General features: G+C 64.2%; 20 protein-coding genes. 8 read left to right on the forward strand and 12 right to left on the reverse strand.

All coding sequences use genetic code 11. The features are described 5' to 3' along the window. Positions 1-119 precede the first annotated feature (119 nt). Positions 120-2,840 (forward strand): UvrD-helicase domain-containing protein, encoded by a 2,721-nt coding sequence (locus X739_RS163435; RefSeq protein ID WP_023792117.1) that lies wholly within the window; start codon positions 120-122, stop codon positions 2,838-2,840. Positions 2,841-2,871: 31 nt separating this feature from the next. On the opposite strand, the gene X739_RS163430 is transcribed toward X739_RS163435, so the two are convergent. From X739_RS163430 to X739_RS1000000171310, 3 genes are all read right to left on the reverse strand, one after another. After that, entirely contained in the window at positions 2,872-3,186 is a 315-nt protein-coding gene (locus tag X739_RS163430) for a hypothetical protein (RefSeq protein WP_015317239.1), read from the reverse strand. A gap of 122 nt (positions 3,187-3,308) precedes the next feature. Further along, positions 3,309-4,862, reverse strand: a complete 1,554-nt coding sequence (locus tag X739_RS163425) for a trimethylamine methyltransferase family protein (RefSeq protein WP_023792120.1) — start codon at positions 4,860-4,862, stop codon at positions 3,309-3,311. A gap of 13 nt (positions 4,863-4,875) precedes the next feature. Next, a complete protein-coding gene (locus X739_RS1000000171310; RefSeq protein WP_156939813.1) occupies positions 4,876-5,112 on the reverse strand; it encodes a glycine cleavage T C-terminal barrel domain-containing protein in 237 nt (78 codons plus the stop codon). 343 nt (positions 5,113-5,455) lie between these two features. Between X739_RS1000000171310 and X739_RS163420 the strand changes: the two genes are divergently transcribed. Beyond that, the gene (locus tag X739_RS163420; RefSeq protein ID WP_023792127.1) at positions 5,456-6,925 is read left to right on the forward strand and encodes an esterase-like activity of phytase family protein; all 1,470 of its coding nucleotides are present in this window, start codon (positions 5,456-5,458) and stop codon (positions 6,923-6,925) included. 292 nt (positions 6,926-7,217) lie between these two features. Beyond that, entirely contained in the window at positions 7,218-8,678 is a 1,461-nt protein-coding gene (locus tag X739_RS163410; RefSeq protein WP_245273767.1) for an MATE family efflux transporter, read from the forward strand. Between the two features lie 33 nt (positions 8,679-8,711). On the opposite strand, the gene X739_RS163405 is transcribed toward X739_RS163410, so the two are convergent. Further along, on the reverse strand, positions 8,712-9,920 hold the full coding sequence (locus tag X739_RS163405; protein ID WP_023792137.1) for an MFS transporter: 1,209 nt from the start codon (positions 9,918-9,920) through the stop codon (positions 8,712-8,714). A gap of 490 nt (positions 9,921-10,410) precedes the next feature. Here X739_RS163405 and X739_RS163400 point away from each other — a divergent pair, with 490 nt between their 5' ends. Continuing rightward, entirely contained in the window at positions 10,411-10,986 is a 576-nt protein-coding gene (locus X739_RS163400; RefSeq protein WP_023769686.1) for a TMEM175 family protein, read from the forward strand. 55 nt (positions 10,987-11,041) lie between these two features. On the opposite strand, the gene X739_RS163395 is transcribed toward X739_RS163400, so the two are convergent. Next, positions 11,042-11,323: a hypothetical protein gene (locus tag X739_RS163395; RefSeq protein ID WP_023792142.1), complete on the reverse strand. Its 282-nt coding sequence runs from the start codon at positions 11,321-11,323 to the stop codon at positions 11,042-11,044. A 135-nt stretch (positions 11,324-11,458) separates the two neighbouring features. Between X739_RS163395 and X739_RS163390 the strand changes: the two genes are divergently transcribed. Continuing rightward, entirely contained in the window at positions 11,459-12,325 is an 867-nt protein-coding gene (locus X739_RS163390) for an SDR family NAD(P)-dependent oxidoreductase (protein ID WP_023769684.1), read from the forward strand. A gap of 77 nt (positions 12,326-12,402) precedes the next feature. Here X739_RS163390 and X739_RS163385 read toward each other — a convergent pair whose 3' ends face one another. The 3 genes from X739_RS163385 to X739_RS163375 form a co-directional block, all read right to left on the reverse strand. Next, the gene (locus tag X739_RS163385) at positions 12,403-12,846 is read right to left on the reverse strand and encodes a low affinity iron permease family protein (RefSeq protein ID WP_031240724.1); all 444 of its coding nucleotides are present in this window, start codon (positions 12,844-12,846) and stop codon (positions 12,403-12,405) included. Between the two features lie 404 nt (positions 12,847-13,250). Next, positions 13,251-13,892, reverse strand: a complete 642-nt coding sequence (locus X739_RS163380) for a DapH/DapD/GlmU-related protein (protein WP_023792146.1) — start codon at positions 13,890-13,892, stop codon at positions 13,251-13,253. Positions 13,893-14,344: 452 nt separating this feature from the next. Next, positions 14,345-14,878, reverse strand: a complete 534-nt coding sequence (locus tag X739_RS163375) for a CreA family protein (RefSeq protein ID WP_245273768.1) — start codon at positions 14,876-14,878, stop codon at positions 14,345-14,347. Positions 14,879-15,095: 217 nt separating this feature from the next. On the opposite strand from X739_RS163375, the gene X739_RS163370 reads away from it, so the two are divergent. From X739_RS163370 to X739_RS163360, 3 genes are all read left to right on the forward strand, one after another. Continuing rightward, positions 15,096-15,674, forward strand: coding sequence for an SCO family protein (locus X739_RS163370; protein WP_023792152.1), 579 nt, complete (start codon positions 15,096-15,098; stop codon positions 15,672-15,674). Positions 15,675-15,685: 11 nt separating this feature from the next. Continuing rightward, positions 15,686-16,558 (forward strand): 50S ribosomal protein L11 methyltransferase, encoded by an 873-nt coding sequence (locus X739_RS163365; RefSeq protein ID WP_023782697.1) that lies wholly within the window; start codon positions 15,686-15,688, stop codon positions 16,556-16,558. Between the two features lie 232 nt (positions 16,559-16,790). Continuing rightward, positions 16,791-18,635, forward strand: a complete 1,845-nt coding sequence (locus tag X739_RS163360) for an aminopeptidase P family protein (protein ID WP_023792157.1) — start codon at positions 16,791-16,793, stop codon at positions 18,633-18,635. Positions 18,636-18,775: 140 nt separating this feature from the next. Here the strand turns inward: X739_RS163360 and X739_RS163355 are convergent, their stop codons facing one another. The 4 genes from X739_RS163355 to ligA all read right to left on the reverse strand — a co-directional run bounded on the left by X739_RS163355 (position 18,776) and on the right by ligA (position 22,805). Beyond that, positions 18,776-19,072 (reverse strand): AzlD family protein, encoded by a 297-nt coding sequence (locus X739_RS163355; protein WP_023769676.1) that lies wholly within the window; start codon positions 19,070-19,072, stop codon positions 18,776-18,778. Then, a complete protein-coding gene (locus tag X739_RS163350) occupies positions 19,069-19,797 on the reverse strand; it encodes an AzlC family ABC transporter permease (RefSeq protein ID WP_023769675.1) in 729 nt (242 codons plus the stop codon). Before X739_RS163350 ends, X739_RS163355 begins: the two co-directional genes overlap by 4 nt. A 111-nt stretch (positions 19,798-19,908) precedes the next feature. Next, positions 19,909-20,601, reverse strand: coding sequence for a TIGR02453 family protein (locus X739_RS163345; protein WP_023792162.1), 693 nt, complete (start codon positions 20,599-20,601; stop codon positions 19,909-19,911). After that, positions 20,601-22,805 (reverse strand): NAD-dependent DNA ligase LigA, encoded by a 2,205-nt coding sequence (gene ligA / locus X739_RS163340; RefSeq protein ID WP_023792165.1) that lies wholly within the window; start codon positions 22,803-22,805, stop codon positions 20,601-20,603. The genes X739_RS163345 and ligA overlap by 1 nt, the downstream gene beginning before the upstream one ends. Between the last annotated feature and the right edge of the window lie 61 nt (positions 22,806-22,866).

Consider the following 22,866-nt stretch of genomic DNA (forward strand, 5'->3'; position numbering starts at 1 on the left):
CTGGGAATGTTCCACAACGGCGGTTCCCGTATCGGTGAAGCGGCCGTATCAGGCACTTTGCCGGAACAAAACGTAGACAGTTCTGGTCTTTCGCTCCCGAATCACTACATTCGGGGGAGATGTCCGGCTTTTCCGAAGACATGCCCTTTTTCGATGAACCCAATGCGCGGCCCACGGCCCCGTCGGGCATTGCCGCGCGCGCCATGGCTGCCCGCGGCGGCCAAAACAATGCGCCCGACTATCTCAGGGGCTTGAATCCCGAGCAGCGGCTGGCCGTGGAGACCACTGAAGGCCCGGTTCTGGTGCTGGCCGGCGCCGGCACCGGCAAGACCCGTGTGCTGACCACCCGCATCGCCCATATCCTCACCACCAAGAAGGCCTGGCCGTCAGAGATCCTCGCCGTCACCTTCACCAACAAGGCGGCGCGAGAGATGAAACTGCGCATTGGCCTTTTGATAGGCGAAGGCAATGTCGAGGGCATGCCCTGGCTCGGCACCTTCCACTCGATCGGCGTGAAGCTGCTGCGCCGCCACGCCGAGCTTGTCGGCCTGAGGTCCGACTTCACCATCCTCGACACCGACGACGTCGTGCGCTTGATCAAGCAACTGATCCAGGCCGAGGGCCTGGACGACAAGCGCTGGCCCGCGAAGCAGTTCGCCCAGATGATCGACGGCTGGAAGAACAAGGGCCAGGGTCCGGCCGATATCGCCGAGGGCGATGCGCGCAGCTTCGCCAACGGCAAGGGCCGCGAGCTCTACAAGGCCTATCAGGAGCGGCTGCAGACGCTGAACGCCTGCGATTTCGGCGATCTGCTCTGCCACCCGATCCGCATCTTCCGCGCCAATCCCGATGTGCTGAAGGACTATCACCGGCGGTTCAAATACATCCTCGTCGACGAGTACCAGGACACCAACACCGCCCAATACATGTGGCTGCGTCTTTTGGCACAGCGGCCGGATGCAGGACGTAACAACTCGACGCCGACAGATGTGCGTACGGCCGAAGGCCGCAAGCCCGACCGGGCGTCCGAGCCGTTGCGAGGCCCCTCCCGCGACGCCAAAGGCGCGCAAAAAAGATGGGGCGGAGGGCCCGCGCCGGCAGGCGCGGAACAGCCCGTGAGCGAAAACAGAGTCAACATCTGCTGCGTCGGCGATGACGACCAGTCGATCTATGGCTGGCGCGGCGCCGAGGTCGACAACATCCTGCGCTTCGACAAGGATTTTCCGGGCGCCACCATCATCCGGCTGGAGCGCAACTACCGCTCGACCGCGCACATACTGGGCGCCGCCTCCCATCTCATCGCCTACAATGAGGGCCGTTTCGGCAAGACGCTGTTCACCGACCGCAACGATCCCGAGGACGGCAAGGTCAACGTCCACGCCGCCTGGGATTCGGAGGAGGAGGCTCGCGCCATCGGCGAGACCATCGAGGCCTACCAGCGCCAGAAGCATAATTTGAACGACATGGCGATCCTGGTCCGCGCGTCGTTCCAGATGCGCGCCTTCGAGGACCGCTTCATCACGCTCGGCCTTAACTACCGCGTCATCGGCGGTCCGCGTTTTTACGAGCGCATGGAAATCCGCGACGCGCTGGCCTTCTTCCGCGTCGTCGCCAACAGCACCGACGACCTCGCCTTCGAGCGCATCGTCAATGTGCCCAAGCGTGGCTTGGGCGAAGCGACCATCCGCCAGATCCACGACACGGCGCGCGGCTTGCGCATCCCGATGCTGGAGGCGGCGGGTACACTCGCGGAAAGCGACGAGTTGAAGCCGAAACCGCGCGCCGCGCTGCGCGAGGTCGCGTCCAATTTCGAACGCTGGCAAAAGGCGCTGGAAGCCACGCCGCACACCGAACTCGCCGAGACCATTCTCGAGGAGAGCGGCTACACCGACATGTGGAAGAACGACCGCTCGGCGGAAGCCCCCGGGCGGCTGGAGAACCTGAAGGAACTGATCCGTTCGATGGAGGAGTACGAGTCGCTGCGCTCCTTCCTCGAACATGTCGCGCTGGTCATGGATGCCGAGCAGAATGCCGGGCTCGATGCCGTCTCCATCATGACGCTGCACTCGGCCAAGGGCCTCGAATTCGAGACCGTCTTCCTGCCCGGCTGGGAGGAAGGTCTCTTTCCCCATCAGCGCGCGCTGGACGAAGGCGGCCGTTCGGGGCTGGAGGAGGAGCGGCGGCTCGCTTATGTCGGCCTGACGCGGGCGAAGAAGAACCTGCATATCTGGTTCGTCTCCAACCGCCTCATCCACGGCCTCTGGCAATCGACCATCCCGTCGCGCTTCCTCGAGGAACTGCCGGAAGCTCATGTCGAAGTCGCCGAAGCCGGCAACTCCTATGGCGGCTACGGCAATCCGTATGGCGGCGGCTCGTTCGCATCCGGCCGTGGCGGCGGCCAGGCGGCAGGAAGACAGAACCCGTATGGCGCCTCGCGCTTCGACAATATTGGCGGCAATTCGGGCGGCGGGGAAAAATCCGGCGCCTTCTCCAACACCTATTCGACGCCGGGCTGGCAGCGCGCGCAGGCCAACCGCACCGGGGCGACCGACCGCAACTGGGGCACGCGCTCGGGCCATCAGGTCGAACGCATCGGCTATGGTGAAACAGACTCCGGCTATGGCGCCGGCCGCACCAGCGTCAAGGGCCGCACCATCGACGGCGAGCTGGTCGCCAAATCCGTCTCCGACACGCCGTCCGCCTTCAGCGTGGGCGACCGCGTCTTCCACCAGAAATTCGGTAACGGCAACATTTCAGCCATCGAGGGCAACAAGCTGACCATCGACTTCGACAAGGCCGGCCAGAAGCGCGTGCTGGACGGGTTCGTGCTGCCAGTGTGAGGCTGCCAGCCTCGAAGGCTGACGTCCCGCCTCAATCCACCTTCTTCTCGCCCCGCTCCCCGGCCTTCACGATATCCCCTGTCGTAAACAGGATTTCCTTCAGTTCCACGCGCCAATCCGTTTTCTGGCGCAGCAGGAATTCTAGGTCCATGCCGAAATGCTTGAACTCCTCGCTCTGCGCGTTCTTCATGATCGCCTTGGCCTGCGGGTTCTTCTCGACCGACATGCGCTGTTCGTACCAGCTGATCGCTTCCGCCTCCTCGATCAGCGAGGTGATCATACGGGCAAAGGTCCGCACTTCCTGCGACAGTTCTTCCGGCGGTTCGTGGTACTGGTCGAAACCCATGTCGTCCTCCCTCAACGGCTCGCGGATGGAGCCAGGCATTGGCCCGCATCCATGAATGCGCGGGACGCGCCGCGGGTTCCTGGATCACGGCCGCAATTCGGGATGATGGATCTGCAACTATCTCACGACACCGGCGCCGCGCCGCCCTCTTCCGTGCGCCGCGCGATGAACGCGTCGAGCACGCCTGACGTGGCGGCGGCCGCAGCCGGCGGCGTGAAATCGGCAAGGGTGCGCTTCCAGATGCCCGTGGCGCGTTCGGTCGCGGTCTTCGACCCGCTTTGCGTCCAGTTGCCGAAATTCGACCAGTCGGCCACCAGCGGCTCGTAGAAGGCGGTGCGGTAGCGCGCCATGGTGTGGCCGGCCGAGAAGAAGTGGCCTCCCGGCTGCACTTCGGCGATCGCCTCGAAGCCAATCGCGTCGTCGTCGCCAGGGGTCGCCGCACAAAGCTCCGCGACCGTCTGCAGCGCCTCGATGTCGGTGACCAGCTTTTCCAGGGAAACGCTCAAGCCCCCTTCCAGCCAGCCGGCCGCGTGGATGCAGACGGTGGCGCCGGCCAGCACCGAGCCCCACAGCGCGAACTGCGTCTCGTGCGCGGCCTGCGCATCCGAAACGTTGGCCGCGCTGCCGCCGCCCGAGCGCCAGGGCAGACCGGTGAAGCGCGCCAATTGGCCCGCACCCAATGTCGCCTTCACGTGCTCCGGCGTGCCGAAGGCCGGTGCGCCCGATTTCATGTCGACATTGGAGGAGAAGGAACCGTAGACCACCGGCGCGCCCGGCCGCACGATCTGCGCCAGCGTCAGCCCGGCCAGCGCTTCGGCATGCTGCAAGGTCAGCGCGCCGGCCACGGTGATCGGCGCCATCGCGCCCGCTAGGCAGAACGGCGTGATGATCAGGACCTGGCCCGCCTTGGCGAAATCGATGATGCCTTGCGCCATCGGGATGTCGAGCTGGCGCGGCGAGTTGGTGTTGATGACGGTGTAGCAATGCGCGCCCGAGCGGAACTCGTCCTCGGACAGCCCCCGGGCCAGCCTGATCATCTCGAAACTGTCATCGACCTGCGGCGTGCCGCGCGCGAAAACGAACGGGAATTTGTCCGACAGGGTCAGCTGCGCCCGGTTGACTGCATAGTGGCGGAAACGATTGTCGATGTCCTGCGGTTCGATGCACGGCCCCAGCATGTGCAAGACGTCGAAATGCTGCACCAGCTTGATCAACTCCTCGAAGGCGACCAGCGTTCCGGGCCGCCGGCCGCGCTCGAGATCGGTGACATTGGGCGCGCCGGAGCCAGCCAGGAACGTCATCGAGCCCAGTTCAAGCGACAGGTCGCGAGCCCGCGCGCCGGCATAAGCGTGGATCGATCGCGGCGCCGAGGCTAAGGCTGCCGCCACCATGTCGCGGCCGATGCGCACCATGTCGGTGTCGGGGTCGACCAGGGCGCCGGCGCGGGCGAGCACCTCGCGCGCCTCGGGCAGCAGCACCTTGATGCCCAGTTCCTCCAGCACGCGCAGCGCCGTGTCGTGGATCGACGCTACCTGGTCGTCGGAAAAGATCGGCTGCGGCAGGAATGGATTCTTCAGCGACCGGTAATTGGGCTTGCGGCTTGATTCGCTGCCTGCCTCGCCCATGCGCCCGCGCCGGCGTTCGCGCCTCGTATCCCGTGCAGCGTCATCGACCATCAGAAACTCCTCCTCATTGCCGCACCGCCCTGCGTCGGGGATCGTAGATCGAGGCCGCGATGACCCGCGCCGTCCGTTCGACGCCGACAATGTGCACGCAAAGCGCCATCCCCTCCCCGGCGAAACCGTCGTCCACCAACGCCAGCGCGACGCTCTTGCCGATCGTGTAGGCANCAAAGCGCCATCCCCTCCCCGGCGAAACCGTCGTCCACCAACGCCAGCGCGACGCTCTTGCCGATCGTGTAGGCAAATCCGCCCTAGGCGCCGACAACGCCACCCCCGATGACCACTGCGCGATAGCGCGGCTTCAAGGCTTCCCCTCCCGGTCCGGTCGAAGCCGGCACCATATTCGTACTAGACATAAGTGTCTAATAGGCCAGGCACGCTCCATGGGAGGTCACAAATCCCGCTCTCCAGCTTTTTTTTAACCGCACATGGAGATACCGGCGGACCCGTATCGCGCACTGTCACGCAAGCATCATGTTGACGCCTTAGATCGCTTTCGGGGAGGCACGCGCGGCATCATCGATGCGGCACCTCTCTTGATTTTCCTTCGGCCGCTCCGGCGTGCTTCGTCATAAAGAGGATTGTCCATGAAACCCCTGCACCGATCCGCCTCGCTTGGCGTCGCGCTGGCCTTGTTCACCGCCCTCACCCCGGCGCTTGCCGATGGCGTGGCCTATATCAACAAGGGCCTCGTCGGCGTCGGCCGCATCCCGGCCGACCAGCGCGACAAGTTCGGCGAGACCTTCGGCTCGGGCTCGGGCATGGCGATCGACATGTCGGGCTGGACGCATGATGCCGGCATCTACAAGGGATCGCTCTGGCTCCTGCCCGACCGTGGCTACAATGTCGCCGGCACCACCGACTACCGGCCGCGCCTCAACACCATCGCCATCGAATTCACGCCTGCCGCGCCGGGCGCTGCTTCCGCGGCCGGCCAGGAGCAGACGGGCGTCAAGGCGACGCTTGCCGACAGCATGCTTCTGACCGACGACAAGGGCGCCGATGCCACCGGCCTCGATCCGCTGTCGGACGTACGCGCCGCGGCCGGCGACATGCCGATGCTGCCCGTCGCCACCAATGGCAAGCTCGCGCTCGACAATGAAGCCATCGTGCGGCTGCCGGACGGCTCGATGTTCATCTCCGACGAGTACGGCCCCAACATCTACAGGTTCTCCGCGCAAGGCCGCCTGATGTCGGCGACCCAGCCGCCCGCGGCCCTCGTGCCGATGCGCAAGGGAGCGCCGAACTTCTCCTCCGACAACCCCGGCCCGGGCGCCGCCGACCCTGATCCGAAGGATCCCGAAACCGGGCGCCAGAACAACCAGGGCCTCGAAGGCATGGCGATGACGCCGGACGGCAAGTTCCTGATCGCCGTGCTGCAGTCGGCGCCGAGGCAGGACGGCGGCGATTCACCCTCGACACGGCAGAACACGCGGGCGCTGGTCTACGATGCTTCCGACCTCGCCCATCTGAAGCTCGCGCATGAATATGTCGTGCCGCTGCCGGTGTTCAAGGATGCCAAGGGCAAGACCAAAATCGCCGCGCAGAGCGAGATCGTGGCGCTTTCGGACACATCCTTCCTGATGCTGACGCGCGACAGCGGCAACGGCCAGGGCCTGAAGAAGGGTGACGCTTCGCTCTACCGCCAGATCAACATCGCCGACGTCTCCGGCGCGACCGACATCGCGGGCGGCGCCTTCGACGCGGCCGACAAGCCGGTCGCACCCAAGGGCGTGCTTGATCCCTCGGTGACGCCGGCCAAGCTGACGCCGTTCATCGACATCAACGACGCCACCGCGCTTGGCCACTTCGGCCTGCACAATGGCGGCGCGAAGGACCACAATGAGCTTTCGGAGAAGTGGGAAGCGATGTCGTTGGCCAGCGTTCTCGATCCGAATCTGCCCGACGACTATTTCCTGTTCGTCGGCAACGACAATGACTTCCTCGCCCAGGACGGCTTCCAGGTCGGCGCCGCCTACAAGGCCGATGACGGCGCCGATGTCGACACCATGTTCCTGGTCTATCAGGTCACGCTGCCGGGTCTCGGCAAGAAGTAACGATCACTGCTCAAACGGGCGCGCCTGGCCCGTCCGCTTGAGCACCCCCCCGGTTATGCATAGGGTCTCGGGGAATGCGGCGCCAGTTTCAGGACCAATATCCCATTCCGCAAGACTTGAGAATGAGTGGATCAGAGCAAGCGGACTGCCGCCTTCAGCGCGCCGCCCGCGATCGAGCCTGGGCCCGATCGTACGGTCACTGCTCCTCGGCGCAGGGTGCATCTCGGTCCGGCCTGCGATATCCTCGCGGGCCAGAGTCACACTTGCCAGGTTGCCCGCCATGGACGAAAAAATGCCCGCACGCCGGCGTACCGGCGACCTGACCAGCGGCCCGATCCCACGCACGCTGCTGCTCTTCGCCTTGCCGGTGCTCGGCTCCAACGTGCTGCAATCGCTGAACGGCTCGGTCAATGCCGTCTGGGTGGGCCGCTTCCTCGGCGAGTCGGCGCTGACCGCGACGTCCAACGCCAACCTCGTCCTGTTCCTGATCCTCGGCACGGTGTTCGGCATCGGCATGGCGGCCACCATCCTGGTGGCGCAGGCGGTCGGCGCTCGCGACCTGGCCGAGGCGCGCCGCATCGTCGGCACCAGCGCCACCTTCTTCTTCCTCGTTTCGGTGGTGTTCGCGGTCTGCGGCTGGATCTGGGTCGACGCCATCCTGGGCGCGCTCGGCACGCCGGCCGACGCCTTGCCGCTCGCACGCTCCTACCTGCGCATCATTTTCGTCGCCGTGCCGATGATGAACCTTCTGTCCTTCGTCATGACCGTGCTGCGCGGAGCGGGCGATTCACGCACCCCCTTCATCTTCATGGCGCTGGCGGTCGTGCTCGACATCGTGCTCAATCCCCTGCTTATCCGTGGCATCGGCCCGTTTCCTGAACTCGGCATCGCCGGTTCCGCCACCTCGACGCTGATCGGCCAGACCGTGAGCGTCGTCGCCATCCTCGTCGTGCTCTATGCGCGCAAGCATCCGTTGCGGCTGGCCGGCGCCAATCTCGTCCTGCTGCGCCCGGATCCGGCGCTGTTGCGCATTGTCGTCTTCAAGGGCGTGCCGATGGGCCTGCAGATGATCGTCATCTCGGCGGCTGCCCTGACGGTAATGGGCATTGTCAATTCCTACGGTTCGCAGGTCGCCGCCGCCTACGGCATCGCCGCGCAGCTCTGGACCTACATCCAGATGCCGGCGCTCGCCATCGGCGCCGCGGTCTCGTCCATGGCGGCGCAGAATGTCGGCGCAGGCCGGTGGGACCGGATCGGCCGCATCGCCACCTCTGGCGTCGGTTTCAACCTTGTCCTGACCGGAGCCCTCGTCGCGCTGCTATGGGTCTTCGACCGTTCGATCCTGAGCCTGTTCCTGAGCAGCGACAGCGCGGCGATCGATATCGCCGCCCATATCAACACGGTCGCTTCCTGGTCGTTCATCCTGTTCGGCATCACCATCGTGCTGTTCGCCACGGTGCGCGCCACGGGTGCCGTGATGCCGCCGCTGATCATCCTGGTGATCTCGGTGCTCGTCGTGCGCACCGGCTTTGCCTATTACATGCGCGGCGTGATCGGCGAGGAAGCGCTGTGGTGGAGTTTTCCGGCCGGTTCGATCACGTCTCTGATCCTGGCAGCGATCTATTACCGCTTCGGCGGCTGGCGCGGCTTGCGCATGATCGAGAACAGGCCGGCTGCCGGCGAACCGCCCGACACCGGGCTTGGCGTGCCGCGTCAGCGGGCGAACATGGCGCCTGAAACGCCGAACGGCTGATGCGGTCTGCCTTGCCGGGCTGGCGCGGCGGTCTCAGCGCCTCTGTCTGAGCCCGAAGGCGAGCGCCACCAGCGCGAACGCGATGATCATGGCCGCGAAGGCCAGGCTCGCGACGACAGCACTGGCATAAGTCGACACGATGCCAATGCCGATGACAGGCAAGGCGTTGCCGACAAAGCAGCAGATGAAGAAACTGGACACGACCTCGGCGCGGCGATCCCGCGGCGCGATCTCGTTCACCACTTGCAGGCCGCCGCGATAGCCGAGCGCTGCCGCCACGCCGCAGCAGGCGGTCGCCGCGATCATCAGCGCCATCGAGGCCAGCATCTGTGCCGCCACCACAAGCACGGCGCTTGGGATCATCAAGGCCAGCGCGGCCAGCATCGCCTTGCTGCTCCCCATCCGCGCCAGCACCACGATACTGAGCGCCGCGACCATCGCCAGCTCGAAGAACAGCGCACCGGCCACGGCGTGGTTGGCCTCATGCAGTTGCTGCGCCAGGATGCTCGGCGCCACCGCCGCATAGAAGCCGACCAGCGCCATCGCGCCAAACCCGGTCACCGCCGGCGCCACGAAGCGCGAGCGGATCTGCGCCGGCACCGAAAGCCGCGGCCGCATGGAGACCTTGCCAAGGCCGCCTGGCTGCCTCACCGTTTCGCGCGTGCGCCAGACCAGGATCGTCACCACCGCGAGCGCCGCCAGGTAGACAATGAAGACCAGACGCAATGGCCACGGCTCAAATTGGGCAAGCAGCCCCGAAACAAGCGCCCCGAAACCCAGGCCGACAAAGTTGGTGCTGGTGGCGATGACGCTGGCGCGCGACTTGCCGGCCTCTGGAAGCAGCTCGGCGATCCACGCGGTTCCCGTCCCGGCGCCCACGCCGATGCCAAGCCCGCTCAGGATCCGCGCAACATCGAGCGACGCGACATTGCCGGCAAACAGGAACACAACCGCGCTGATGACGGCGACGATCATGGCTGCAAGCGCCGCCGGCCGGCGCCCGATGACATCCGAAACGCTGCCGAACACCAGCAGGGCGCCGAGATTGCCGACGACATAGACCGCGTAGATCAGCGTCAAGGTGATCTGCGAAAAGCCGAATTGCTGCTTGTAGACGATATAGAGGGGGGTCAGCACCGTGCTGCCGGCAAACAGCACCGCGATCATCGCCGCGACAGTCGGGATCGCGAGGACGTCGCTGCCGGCTTCGTTGTGAGTTTGCGCCAGATCGCGAAAGGCCATGGCCAACCTCGTCACCAGTTTCAGGGGTCGCGACGTTAACGCGTCCTCACCGCCGACGTTCCGGTCGACGACCATGCTCCTGACACCACGGTGGGCGTTGCCCGGCCAGGCAAGCCGATGATCGCAAAACGTATCCCGCGCCGGGCCCGGTACATAGTTGAGGCTCGTCGTGGTGTGGGCGCCATGGCGAAGGCCGCGGCGGATGTCCCGAAGACGGCGGTCGCTATCGCAAGCAGGACAGCGAGGTCTCATCAGTCCCTCGGTTCGAGCGCCGGCCGTTCGACGGCCTCGGCCAGGACTGCATCGCAACGGAGAGGCCGGGCCGGGAAAAGTCAACAAGTTGCCAAGGCCGATCACCACGTTCACTGGTTCCGGCGTGGAAGTTTCCCCTGATATAGCTGAGCAATTTTGTGTACGCCGTTTATCGGCGTGCCAACATCCGCTAACGATCTACTTTCTTTCGGCAATTCGTCGTGGACGGGTGGTGATCATGGGCAAGGGTAGGGTCGAGGCATTCACCGATGGCGTGGTGGCGATCATCATCACCATCATGGTGCTGGACCTGAAGGTACCGGAAGGCGAGGATTTTTCGGCGCTGCTGCCACAGTGGCCGGTCTTCCTGTGCTACGTGCTTTCATTCATCAATGTCGGCATCTACTGGAACAATTTGCACAACATGTTCCATACCGTGCAGCGTGTCGACGGCCGCGTGCTTTGGGCGAACCTGCATCTGCTGTTCTGGCTGTCCCTGATGCCGGTGACGACCGCCTTCATGGGCGAGAACCATTTCGCCGCGGTTCCGGTCGCGGTCTATGGTTTTGACCTTGTAATGTGTGCGACCGCCTACAGCATCCTGGTCATTGCGCTGCATCGGCAGCATGGGCCGGACACCGCATTCGCCAAGGCAATCGGCCGCGATCGCAAGGGAAGGATTTCGCTCGCCGTCTACATAGCGGCCGTTGGGCTAACCTTCCTCGACCGGTGGATCGGAGTGGCGCTCTATGTCGCCGTCGCCCTGATCTGGCTGGTGCCGGACACGCGCTTTGCGCGGGTGATCGAAAAATAGCCATCTGCCTGTCGCGATCCCGGAGGGCAAACCGCTTCACACTTCGTGGAATTGCTTAACCGCGCATCGCCTTCAGCTTTTCCGCCACGGAAGCGGCCAGATCGGCATAGCGCTCTTCCAGCCGCTCCGCCGCCTTGATGATCGAGAAATCATGGCCGAATTTTTCCAGCGCCATGCGCAGTTTCTCGACGAACTCGGCCTGTTTTTCGAGCGCCGAAAACAGAGTCTTCACCTGGGCTTCGCTGATATCGGGGTTTGCCAGCATCTGCGGCACCTCGCGCCCCATCTGGTCGCCGGTGGCGGTCTGCTCCTTCAGAATTGCAACCCAATCCGTCAATCGGAAATCTCCTTTTTGGCATCGCAGCATGCGCAGCCGCGACCGGACTGGTCAACCCGACACGCCCCGACGCTGGCTTGCGCAAGCCCATTCCGGCGCTAAGTTCGGCGCCATCAAAAAAGGAAACCATCGCCGATGATCGCCGACACCGAGATTCAGATCGCCCTTCCCGCCCTTGGCCAGGGCAATGCCGCCGTCATCACTGGCGCCGCCAGCGGCATCGGCCTTGCCGCGGCCAAACGGCTGGCGCTGATGGGCATGAAGATCGTGCTGGCCGACATCGGCGGGCCGCGCCTCGACGATGCCTCGCGGGCCGTCTCCGCGATAGCCGGCGACGACGCCGTGCTTGCCGTCGCATCGGACGTTTCGAAGGCCGGTGAGGTCGACCGTCTCGCCGACCGGGCGTTCGGGGCTTTCGGCGAGGTCTCGCTGCTGATGAACAATGCCGGCGTCGGCGATAACCCGGGAAAGCCCTGGGAAAACCGCGACGGCTGGAAACGGCTGCTCGACATCAATTTCTGGGGCATCGTGCATGGCGTCGAAGCCTTCGCGCCGCGCATGCTGGCGTCGGCCAGGCCGGGCCTGATCGTCAACACCGGTTCCAAGCAAGGCATCACCACACCGCCCGGCAACCTCGCCTACAACGTTTCCAAGGCCGGCGTGAAGACCTTTACCGAAGGCTTGGCGCATGCGCTGCGCAATGAGCCCGCCGCCCGCCTGTCGGCGCATCTACTCATCCCCGGCTTCACCTATACCGGCCTGACCGAAGGCGCGACGGAAAAGCCGGCGGGAGCGTGGACCGGAGAGCAGGTGATCGATTTCATGCTGGAATCGCTGGTCAGGGGCGACTTCTACATCCTGTGTCCCGACAATGAGGCGGCGCGGCCCATGGACGAAAAGCGCATGGCCTGGGCCATCGGCGACATCATCGAAAATCGGCCTGCCCTGTCGCGCTGGCACCCCGACCACAAGGATGCATTCGCGGCGTTCATGAAGCGATGAGCATGCCCGGAACATTGGCTACTGTCCGTATCACATAACTCGAACACCGGCGGAACTGTCGGAGATTGACTGCGGGTTCAGCCGCCGGCGCTTCGTGCCACCTCTTTTTTCGGTTTGCGTTTTGCCGCCACGACCTTCTTTGCGGCCATGGTCGCGACTTTGTCGTCATGCCGCCTCGCCGCGACCTCGCATTTGGCGCGGATCTCCTGGACCTCGGCTTCAGTCAGGTGCTCGATGCCGATGAAGGTGTTTTTGGCCTCGCTAACACGTATCAACTCGTCGAGCTTGGCCTGGATCGCGGCGCCGTCCCGATTCTGGGTGTTCTGGATGAGAAACACCATCAGGAAGGTGATGATCGTGGTTCCGGTGTTGATCACCAACTGCCAGGTGTCGGAAAAATTGAAGAACGGCCCGCTCACCGCCCAGACGATGACGATCAGGCAACACACCGCAAACGTCAGCGGTAGTCCGGTGAGATGGGCGATCTGGTTGGAGAATTTGGTGAAAAGCTTCTCGATCATGTGGTCCCTCAAAACAGCGCCGCGCCATGCGGTCCGCCGGAAGAAACAACCAGCAGCCATTTCGGGTTCCCGCCGGTAAAAAATACGACCCACGCAATTGAGTGCACGCAAAGCGCGCAAATGGTGCAAAACACACCTTATCGGTTTAAGATCATTGTAACCGGGCAGGTACAGCGCCTGCTCCTTCCGCTTCACAGCGGTTTACCTCCAGCCCCTTCCGCTGCGCCACCCCCGCATGGCGGAAGGGGTTTCAGTTCGGAGAGCGCGGGGCATGGTTTCCCGCCGGCCAGCGCGGTTGCTCCACTTTCCCGCAGCTCATTGATTACAGCCAAGGCTTCTTGCCCGAATGGAATGCGCGGCCGTTGGAACAACGGGAAGCGAGCGGGACAGGCGTGGATGCCGGCCTAACCGGCGTCGTTTTCCCACCGATCGAGGAAGGCCTCGATCGGCATGGACTGGATGTCGGGAACCGCCCTGGCGAGTTTGTCGACCGGCCAGTCCCACCAGGCGAGAGCGTCGATCCGCGCCGCTGTGTCAGGCGCAAAGCGCGGCCTGAGCGGCTTCGCCGGCACGCCGGCGACGATCGTGTAGGATGGCACGTCCTGCGTCACCACCGCATTGGCGCCGATGACCGCGCCATTGCCGATGGCGATGCGGGGCATGACCACCGCGCCATGACCGATCCAGACGTCATGGCCGATGGTCACAGTTTTTGCCCGCCGCCGCTCGCGGAACGCCGCATCGACACCCAACCAGCGGAAATACTCGTTCGGCCGATAGCTGACCTTGTGCTGGGTCAATCGCTCAATCGGATGCTCCAGCGCGTTGATGCGGCTGTTGGCGGCGATCGAGCAGAATTTGCCGATGCTCGTATAGATCGCCTCGGCATGACGCTCGAAATAGGAGAAGTCGCCGACGCCCACCTCGCGCAGCACCACCCGCTCGCCGATCGAAGCGTAGCGGCCGAGCTTGCACGCCTTCAGCTCCGCGGTCGGATGGATGCGCGGCTCGGAATCCTTCAGGACGAGGTTTTCGGAACGGTCCATGCGGGCGGCTTTACGCCGGGATGATTGGTACCGCAAGCCGGGTACCCGACGAGTCACTACTCCCGTTACAGCAGCTCAAGTTATAGCACCCAGCCGCTCAGTTGCGAGGCTGACGCACTCGTCGCAAATAAACGAGATCTTTTCAGCCATAAATCGCCTCTTTCCATCATTCTGGAAATCACACACCGAGCACACGATAGCCATTAGACCCGCTTTTGATTTCCAAAGGGCGTCCTTGAATGCAGGAGCAATGCATTTCTCGCAGGTGTATCTAGAAAGACCGGCAACGAATTTCCTGTCGTCGTCATTTTTCGCGCCGCAGAAGTCACATGAAATTGGCCGAGATCGGCTCCAGGGCGGCGGGGACATCACCAAATCTCCTCATACATTTCGTGTAAAGAGCAGGCTTCTGTCTGCAACTCAATGGTGCCCTATCGGGACCAATCGCCCGCCTATTTCGGCTGGCCCTTGCTCCACACCACGTTCTGGCCGTAGAGCGGCACTGTCGTGACCGACATTTTCGCCGAGCCGTTCTGCACCTGGCGCGAATGCGAGAGATAGATCAACGTCTCGTTGGTCTTGTCGTAGATGCGGTTCACCACCTGCTTCTTCCAGATCAGGCTGATGCCTTGCTTGAAAACCTCTTCGCCGGCCTCGCTTGTGTCGATGTCGCCGATGGTGATCGGGCCGGTCTGACGGCAGGAGATCGAGGAATCGCTCGGATCCTCGAACCAGTTGCCCTTGTGCAGGCGGTCGATGACGCTGCGATCGAAATAGGAAACGTGGCAGGTGACGCCCTCCACTTTCGGATCCTTGATCGCCTCGACGATGATGTCGTTGCCGATCCAGTCGACGCCGACCTTGCCGACTTCCTCGGCAATGGCGCTACCGGCGGCAAGCACGACACACGCGGCCAAAGCACCGCCGATCGGCTTTCGTCCGATGAAGCCTCGCCCGATCAATCCTGGCTCAGTCAATCCCGGCAAAGAATCCTCCTGCGGTTCGAGTTGCCGGGGTCTCAGGTGGGGCCAAGGCCGACACATTGCAAGGCGCAAGATCCGATCGAACCGCAGGCATCCGCCACAGGCGGTTGCGTCAACGCGGCATCTTTGCGTGTACCCCGTCGAACCGCTAAGACTGTGGCCGGACAACGGGCGCATGGTTCTGGCCGGCGCACCGTGACATTACGGACGGACTTTTCTGATGATGCGTTCTATCCTGGTCGGCATTCTCGTTCTGATGGCGGCCGGCATCGGCTGGCTGACCTTCGACTGGTATCGCGGCCATTATGGCGGCGAACCGTTCGGCGCGGCGTTCACCCTGGTCGACCAGAAAGGCGCACCGGTCACCGAGGCCGCCTTCCGGGGCCAGCCCAGCGTCGTCTTCTTCGGCTTCACCCACTGCCCCGAGGTCTGCCCGACCACGCTGTTCGAACTCTCCGGCTGGCTGAAGACGCTCGGCGACGACGGCAAGAACCTGCATGCCTATTTCGTCTCGGTCGATCCGGAGCGCGATACGCCGCCGGTGATGAACGCCTATGTCAGCAATTTCTCCGACCGCATCACCGGCATTACCGGCGACCCGGACAAGGTACATGCCATGGCCAAGGCGTTCGGCATCTATTGGAAGAAGGTCGATACCGGCGACGGCGATTACACCATGGACCACACCGCGTCGGTGCTGCTGCTCAACGCCAAGGGCGACTTCGCGGGCACGATCGCCTATGGCGAGAATGCCAGCACCGCCGTGGAGAAGCTGAAGCGCCTCGCCGCGAAGGGCTGACAAGAATTCACATGACCCAGACGCGGCTCCATTTCACCACCGGAAAGATCGAGGCCGAGCGTATCTTCGCGGCGCTCGAAACGGCCTTCGAGGATGAAGGCCTGCCGATTGCCGTGCTGGAGGTCGACGAAGACGCCGACATCCACGAGGTCTCGCTCTACGCCGATGGCGACGTCGAGGCGGTCGAGGCGCGGCTGAACGATGTTCTCGCCGGCCTCGCTTTGTCGAGACCGGTCGAGCGCGAGGCGCTGCCCGACATCGACTGGGTGGCACGTTCCCTGGAAGGGTTGAAGCCGGTGCGCGCCGGCCGTTTCTTCGTCCACGGCGCGCATGACAGCAGGAAGCGCCACAGCGGCGAGCTCGCCATCGAGATCGAGGCCGGCCTTGCCTTCGGCACCGGCCACCACGGCACCACCGCGGGCTGCCTCGAAATGCTGGAGAAAGTCGTGCGGCGCGAGCATCCGCGTAACGCACTCGACCTCGGTACCGGCAGCGCGGTGCTGGCGATCGCCGTCGCCAAACTGGCCCATATTCCGGTGCTGGCCACCGACATCGATCCGGTTGCGGTCAAGGTTGCCGCCGCCAATGCCAGGCTGAACCACGTCAAAGGCCTGATCGAGACGGTGACCGCGCCTGGCTTTCACCACCCGATCTTTGCCAGGCGCGCACCCTTCGACCTCATCGTCGCCAACATATTGGCCCGGCCGCTGATGCGGCTGGCGCCGCAAATGGCCGGACATATCGCACTTGGCGGCTCGATCGTGTTGTCAGGCATCCTCGACCGCCAGCGCGACGCTGTGATCTCGGCCTATGTCGGCCAGAATTTCCGCCACGTCAGTACCTTGCACCGCGAAGGCTGGGTGACGATCCATCTCAAGCATTGAGGCCGGCAAGGCGGTTGCCGGCCCTCAACGGTCCCCATTGCCGGACTCCGATGCGTGTCGCCAGGGCGGCATAGCCAAGAGAATGCCGGCGCGGTCCCCTTTCGTGCCATGGCTGGACCAGCCTCATTTGGTTGTCAGCCAGGCGATGCTGTTGCAATTTGCGCCTCCGGAAAATCGATTCCACTTTCCAGGCCCATAGGCTACGGTCGCGCGGATACCAAGGAGGCCCACAATGTTCCAGACCTTCGATTCCGCGGGCGATCCGGCGGTCGGCAAGCCGCGCGTGGCGCTACTGCGCCAGTGGCTGGCCGCGAACGGCCTCGATGGCTTCATCGTTCCGCGCGCCGACGAGCACCAGGGCGAATACGTCGCCGACCGGTCGGCACGGCTGAAATGGCTGACCGGCTTCAGCGGCTCGGCCGGCGTCGCCATCGTGCTGCGCGACCGCGCCTTCGTCTTTGTCGACGGGCGCTACACGCTGCAGGTGCGTGGCGAAGTCGATCTCGGCATCTTTTCGATCGAAAGCCTGGTCGACAATCCGCCCGCTGTCTGGCTCAAGGACAACATCGGCAAGGGGGCGCGGCTGGGGTTCGATCCCTGGCTGCACACGATCGGCGAAGTCAAGGCGCTGCAGGCGTCCGCCTACAAGACCGGCGCGGTGCTGGTGCCGCTCGAACGGAACCCCATCGACATCATCTGGAAGGATCAGCCCGCGGCACCCGTGACCCCGGTAGAGCTGCACCCGATCGGCTTTGCCGGCGAACTCGCCAAGGACAAGCTGGCGCGGCTGGCGACGTCGATCGGCAAGGACGGCGCCACCCATGCGGTGCTGACCGACCCCTCGTCCATCGCCTGGGCCTTCAACATTCGTGGCGGTGACGTGCCGCACACGCCGCTGGCGCTCGGCTTCGCCATCCTCGCCGCCGACGGGTCGCACCAGCTTTTCATGGATCGGCGCAAGTTCTCGCGCCAGGTGGCGGCCTACCTCACCCAACTTGCCGATCCGCACGAGCCCGGCGAATTCGAAGGCGCGATTGCCGCACTTGCGAAAAGCGGCGCGAAAATCGCGCTCGATCCGGTGCTGGCCGCCGACCGGTTGCGCATGCTGGTCGAGGACAATGGTGGCACGGTGATTGCCGCGCCCGACCCTGCCCGCATTCCGCGCGCCACAAAGAACCAGGCCGAGATCAACGGCTCGCGCGCCGCGCATCGCCGCGACGGCGCGGCGGTGGCCAAGCTGTTGTGCTGGCTGGAGCGCCAGAAACCCGGCTCGCTCGACGAAATCGCGGTTGTCACCAGGCTCGAAGAAACCCGTCGGCAGACTGGCGAGGAAACGCAGATGCCGCTGCGCGACGTCTCTTTCGACACCATTTCGGGCGCCGGCCCGAACGGCGCCATCATGCATTACCGCGTCTCGCGCGCCACCAGCCGCAAGCTGCAGGCTGGTGAGCTGTTCCTGCTCGATTCCGGCGCGCAATACCAGGACGGCACGACAGACATCACCCGCACCGTGCCGATCGGCCAGCCGACCGAAGAGATGCGCGAGCGCTTCACGTTGGTGCTGAAAGGGATGATCGGCATTTCCACGCTGCGCTTCCCCGCCGGCACGCGCGGCTCGGAGATCGACGCCGTCGCCCGCATGGCGCTGTGGAGACATGGCTGCGACTTCGCCCATGGCACCGGCCACGGTGTCGGCTCATACCTGGCCGTGCATGAGGGTCCGCAGCGCATCGCCCGCACCGGCACCGAAAAGCTGCTAGAGGGCATGATGCTGTCGAACGAGCCCGGCTACTACAAGGAGGGCGCCTACGGCATTCGCATCGAAAACCTCATCCTGGTGACGCCGGCCGAACAGATCGAGGGCGGCGACATCGCAATGCACGGTTTCGAGACGCTGACGCTCGCCCCGATCGACGTGAGGCTGGTGCGATCGGATCTGCTGACCCGAGACGAATTGCACTGGCTCGACGCCTACCATGCCCGCGTGCTGGCCGAGATCGGTCCGATGCTCGACGGCGAAACGCTGGCCTGGCTGGAAAAGGCGACGGCACCGCTGCCGCACGACGCGAAGATTTGATTTTCTGAAGCGCTGAAGGGCGTGTCGAGGTTCAGGCCGGGCCGAGCCGAAAAAACGGTTGATGCCGAGAACCGGATTGGAGCACCGAAGCGCGGGTATCAGCCGTCTGCAGGCCGGAATCACCTGGATATCGATGCGCCCTACCCGACGAACTGGCGCGCTACGATCAACACCGCCGCGCCCGCCAGAAACATCGCCATCAGCCCGCCACGCAGCGCCACCAGCGCGGAGACGACCAGCGCTGCCCACTCCGCCGGGCCCGCGCCGAGCGCGGCCGGCGCCACAAGCGTCGTCAGCACCGCCGCAGGCACGGCGTTGAGCCCGGCCTCGACACGCGGATGGATGTGGTCGAAGCGCGAGATGACCAGATGCCCGCCAATACGGGTGAGATAGGTGGCGATGGCGCCGGCGATGATGATCCAGAAGGTCGTGCTCATGGCCTTGTCTCCACACCGCTGTGATGCGGCGGCAGGACGACGGCGAGCAACACGCCGGCGACGGCGCCGATCGAAACGTGCCAGGGCGAACCCACTGTCTTGTAGGCGATGATCGAGGCGAAGGCGCTGGCGATGACCACCGGCAGCCACAGCGGCCGCTTGCGGAAGCCCATCACCAGGCCAAGGAAATAGATCGGCAGCAGGAAATCGATCCCCAGCGCATGGGGATCGGGAATAAGCTTTCCAAACAGCGCACCGAGCGCGCTTTCGATGGTCCAGAATACATACACCGGCAGCCCAAGTCCCAGATACCAGGCAAAGCCGACGGTCTGGCCTGACTGGGCCCTGGCCTCGGCGACGGCGAATTGCGGATCGGTGAGGATGAAGAAGCCGAGCGCCTGCTGCACCCCGGACCAGTGCGCGATGCGCCGGCCAATGCCGGCGGAATAGAGCACGTGGCGGAAATTGACGGCGAAGATCGATAGCACGATCAGCCACGGCGCGACATGCTGGCCGAACAGTTCTATGCCGACCATCTGGCTGGCGCCGCCGAAGATCAGCGCGCTCATCAGGAAGGCTTCGAAAACGGAAAAGCCGTTGTCGACGGCAATCGCGCCGAACAGCAGCCCGAAGGGCGCCGCCGCCACCACGACCGGCACGGAGAGCCGTACGCCTTGCCAGAAGTCGCTTTTCGCGCCGGTCTCGGAAATTGCTTGCGCCGACATGTCTCTCCCCGGTCAGAGGGCTGATTTAGGAAGCACTGCCCTGGTTGTCACACGAATTCGCTTGAGCCAAACGATCAGCGGAAATGATCGTCGCGACCGTCGCGTGGGAACTCAGTCCCTCGCTCCCGTGCCCTCGACCGCCCTGCCCCAGTCGAGCAGCGGCTTGGCGCGCATGGTGAAGTCGAGGAGTTCCTCGACCAATTCCGGCCCGTGGATACCAGCTGGATCGATCGGGTGACGGACGGCGAAATGCCGGTTGCGAATGGCGCCGGCGAGGTCTTTGTCAGAGACGTGTTCGAAGCCGCGCGGCGTGCGTTTCATGCCGCCTTCGGCATCGAGTTCGAGGCCATTTTTGTTCAACGCCTTCACCATGGCGCGAAACCGCTCGGGCCATGTCTCGATGGCCCGACGCATCGACAACAGGAGCGCGGCCTCCGGCTGCCACCAGGCGACGCCGGCGTAGCATCCCTCCAGCCCGATATGGACATAGAAGACACCCTGCACCGCCTTGCTGCCGTCCGGCGACAGGATCGCCGAGACATGCCTGTTGTAAGGCCGCTTGTCCTTGGCGAAGCGCACGTCGCGATTGATGCGAAACAACGACTTCTTGCGATCGCCGCGCAGGCCGAGGCCGGCTTCCGCAAATCGCCGCGCAAGCGTCTCGACGAGATCGCCCAGTGGATCGCGCAATTCCTTTTCGAACAGCTCGCGGTTCTCCAGGAACCACTCGCGGCTCTGGTGGAAATCGAGCGCTTTCAGGAACGGAATGGCCTTGGGGCCGAACCCTTTGAACGCTTCGCCCATCACGACTTGCCGACCCGCTGCAGCCAGGTGTCCTCGTCGATGACCTCGACGCCGAGTTCGCTGGCAAGCTTGAGCTTGGAGCCCGCACCCGGTCCCGCGACCAGCAGATCGGTCTTGGCCGAAACCGAGCCGGCCACCTTGGCGCCGAGACGTTCGGCCATCGCCTTGGCTTCGGAACGGGTCATCTTTTCCAGCGAACCGGTGAAGACGATCGTCTTGCCGGCGACCTCGCTGTCGGCCGAAACGGTGACGATATAGGGCTTCGGCTTGACCTGCTCCAACAACTTCTCGAGCACCTCGTCATTGCGCTCATTGCCGAAGAAATCGCGCAGCGCATCGATCACCGTATCGCCAATGCCATTGATCGATGGGAAGACGGCATGTGGATCCTCCGCCGCGGCCGTCTCCTTGCCGACTCGGATCAGCTCCTCGATGGTCGAGAATGTTCGCGCAAGCACGGCTGCCGTCGTCTCGCCTATATGGCGGATGCCGAGCGCGAAGATGAAGCGGTCGAGCTCCGGCTCGCGGCGCGAATCGATGGCCGCGAACAATTTGTCGAGGCCTTCGTAATTGCGGTCCTCGACGCTGCGCACATTCTTGCGGGTCTTGCCGGATGCGGCCTCGCGCTGCCTAGCCTGCTCCTCGCGCCGCTCGGCCAGCGCCTTGGTCACGGCCGGGCGGCGCTCCCTGAGCGTGAAGATGTCGGCGGCTGTCTTGATCAAACCCGCATTGAAAAACAGGTCGATGTTCTCCGCGCCCAGGCCTTCGATATCCAGGGCGCCGCGCGACACGAAGTGGCGCAGCCCCTCCACGGCCTGCGCCGGGCAGATCAGTTCGCCGGTGCAGCGGCGGCGCGAATCCTCCTTGCCGGTCTTCTCGTTGATCTCGCGCGTCGCCGGCGAGCCGCAGATCGGGCAAGAGTGCGGGAATTCGTACGGCACGGCATCGGGCGGACGCTTGTCGATAACGACGCTGACGATCTGCGGGATGACATCGCCTGCCCGCTGGATCACCACCGTGTCGCCGATGCGCACGTCGATGCCGTCGCGGATCGGCTGCCCTGTACTGTCCAGGCCCTTGATATAATCTTCATTGTGCAGCGTGACGTTCTCCACCACCACGCCGCCGACCGTCACCGGGGCGAGCCGCGCGACCGGCGCCAGCGTGCCCGTCCGGCCGACCTGGATGTCGATCCTGTGCACGGTCGTCATCGCCTGTTCGGCCGGGAATTTGTGGGCAATGGCCCAGCGTGGTTCACCGGTGACGAAACCCCAGCGGCGCTGCAGCTCCAACTGGTCGACCTTGTAGACGACGCCGTCTATGTCATAGCCGAGCGACGAGCGCTGCTCCTCGATCAGGTGATAATGCGCGACCAATTCCTCGACCGATTTCGCCCGCACCAGCAGCGGACTGATCTTGAAGCCCCAATCGGCGAATTTCTGCACTGATTCGTATTGCGTTGGTGCCGGATCCGCTGTCGTGTAACCCCAGGCATAGGCAAAGAATTTGAGGTTGCGGCTGGCGGTTACGGATGGATCGTTCTGGCGCAGCGACCCGGCCGCCGTGTTGCGCGGATTGACGTAATCCTGGCCGCCGACAGCCGCCGAGCGCGCCTTGAGCGCCTCGAATTCGGCATAGGTCATATAGACCTCGCCACGGATCTCGATGGTCTCGGGCCAGCCTGAGCCCTTCAGCTTAGCGGGAATGTCGGCGATGGTCCTGAGGTTGGCGGTGATGTCCTCGCCGACAGCGCCGTCGCCGCGCGTCGCGCCTTGCACGAACACGCCCTTTTCGTAACGCAGCGAAGCCGACAGCCCGTCGATCTTCGGCTCGGCGGTGAAGGCAATGTCGAGGTCTTTGTCGCGGTCGAAGAAGCGCCGGCCGCGCTCGATGAAATCGGTGACGTCGGCGTCGGTATAGGCCTTGGCGAGGCTGAGCATCGGCACGGCATGGCGCACCTTGGTGAAGCCTTCCGCCGGGGCGGCACCCACCCTGAGCGAGGGCGAATCCTCGCGCACCAGCCCGGGAAAGCGCTCCTCGATAGCAAGATTGCGCCGCCGCAGCGCGTCATACTCCGCGTCCGTGATCGTGGGCGCGTCCTCGGCATGGTAGCGCCGGTCATGACCGGCGATCTCCTCGGCAAGGCGCTGGAGTTCCGCTTCAGCCTCGCTTTCGCTGAGCGAATCGACAGGTTTTTCAGCCATGCTTTTTGTCCCTGAACGGTGGCGCGTCACAATAGAGCATGATCTTGAAAGGTGGGAACCG

The organism is Mesorhizobium sp. LNHC209A00, assembly GCF_000502915.1.
GTDB lineage: Bacteria > Pseudomonadota > Alphaproteobacteria > Rhizobiales > Rhizobiaceae > Mesorhizobium.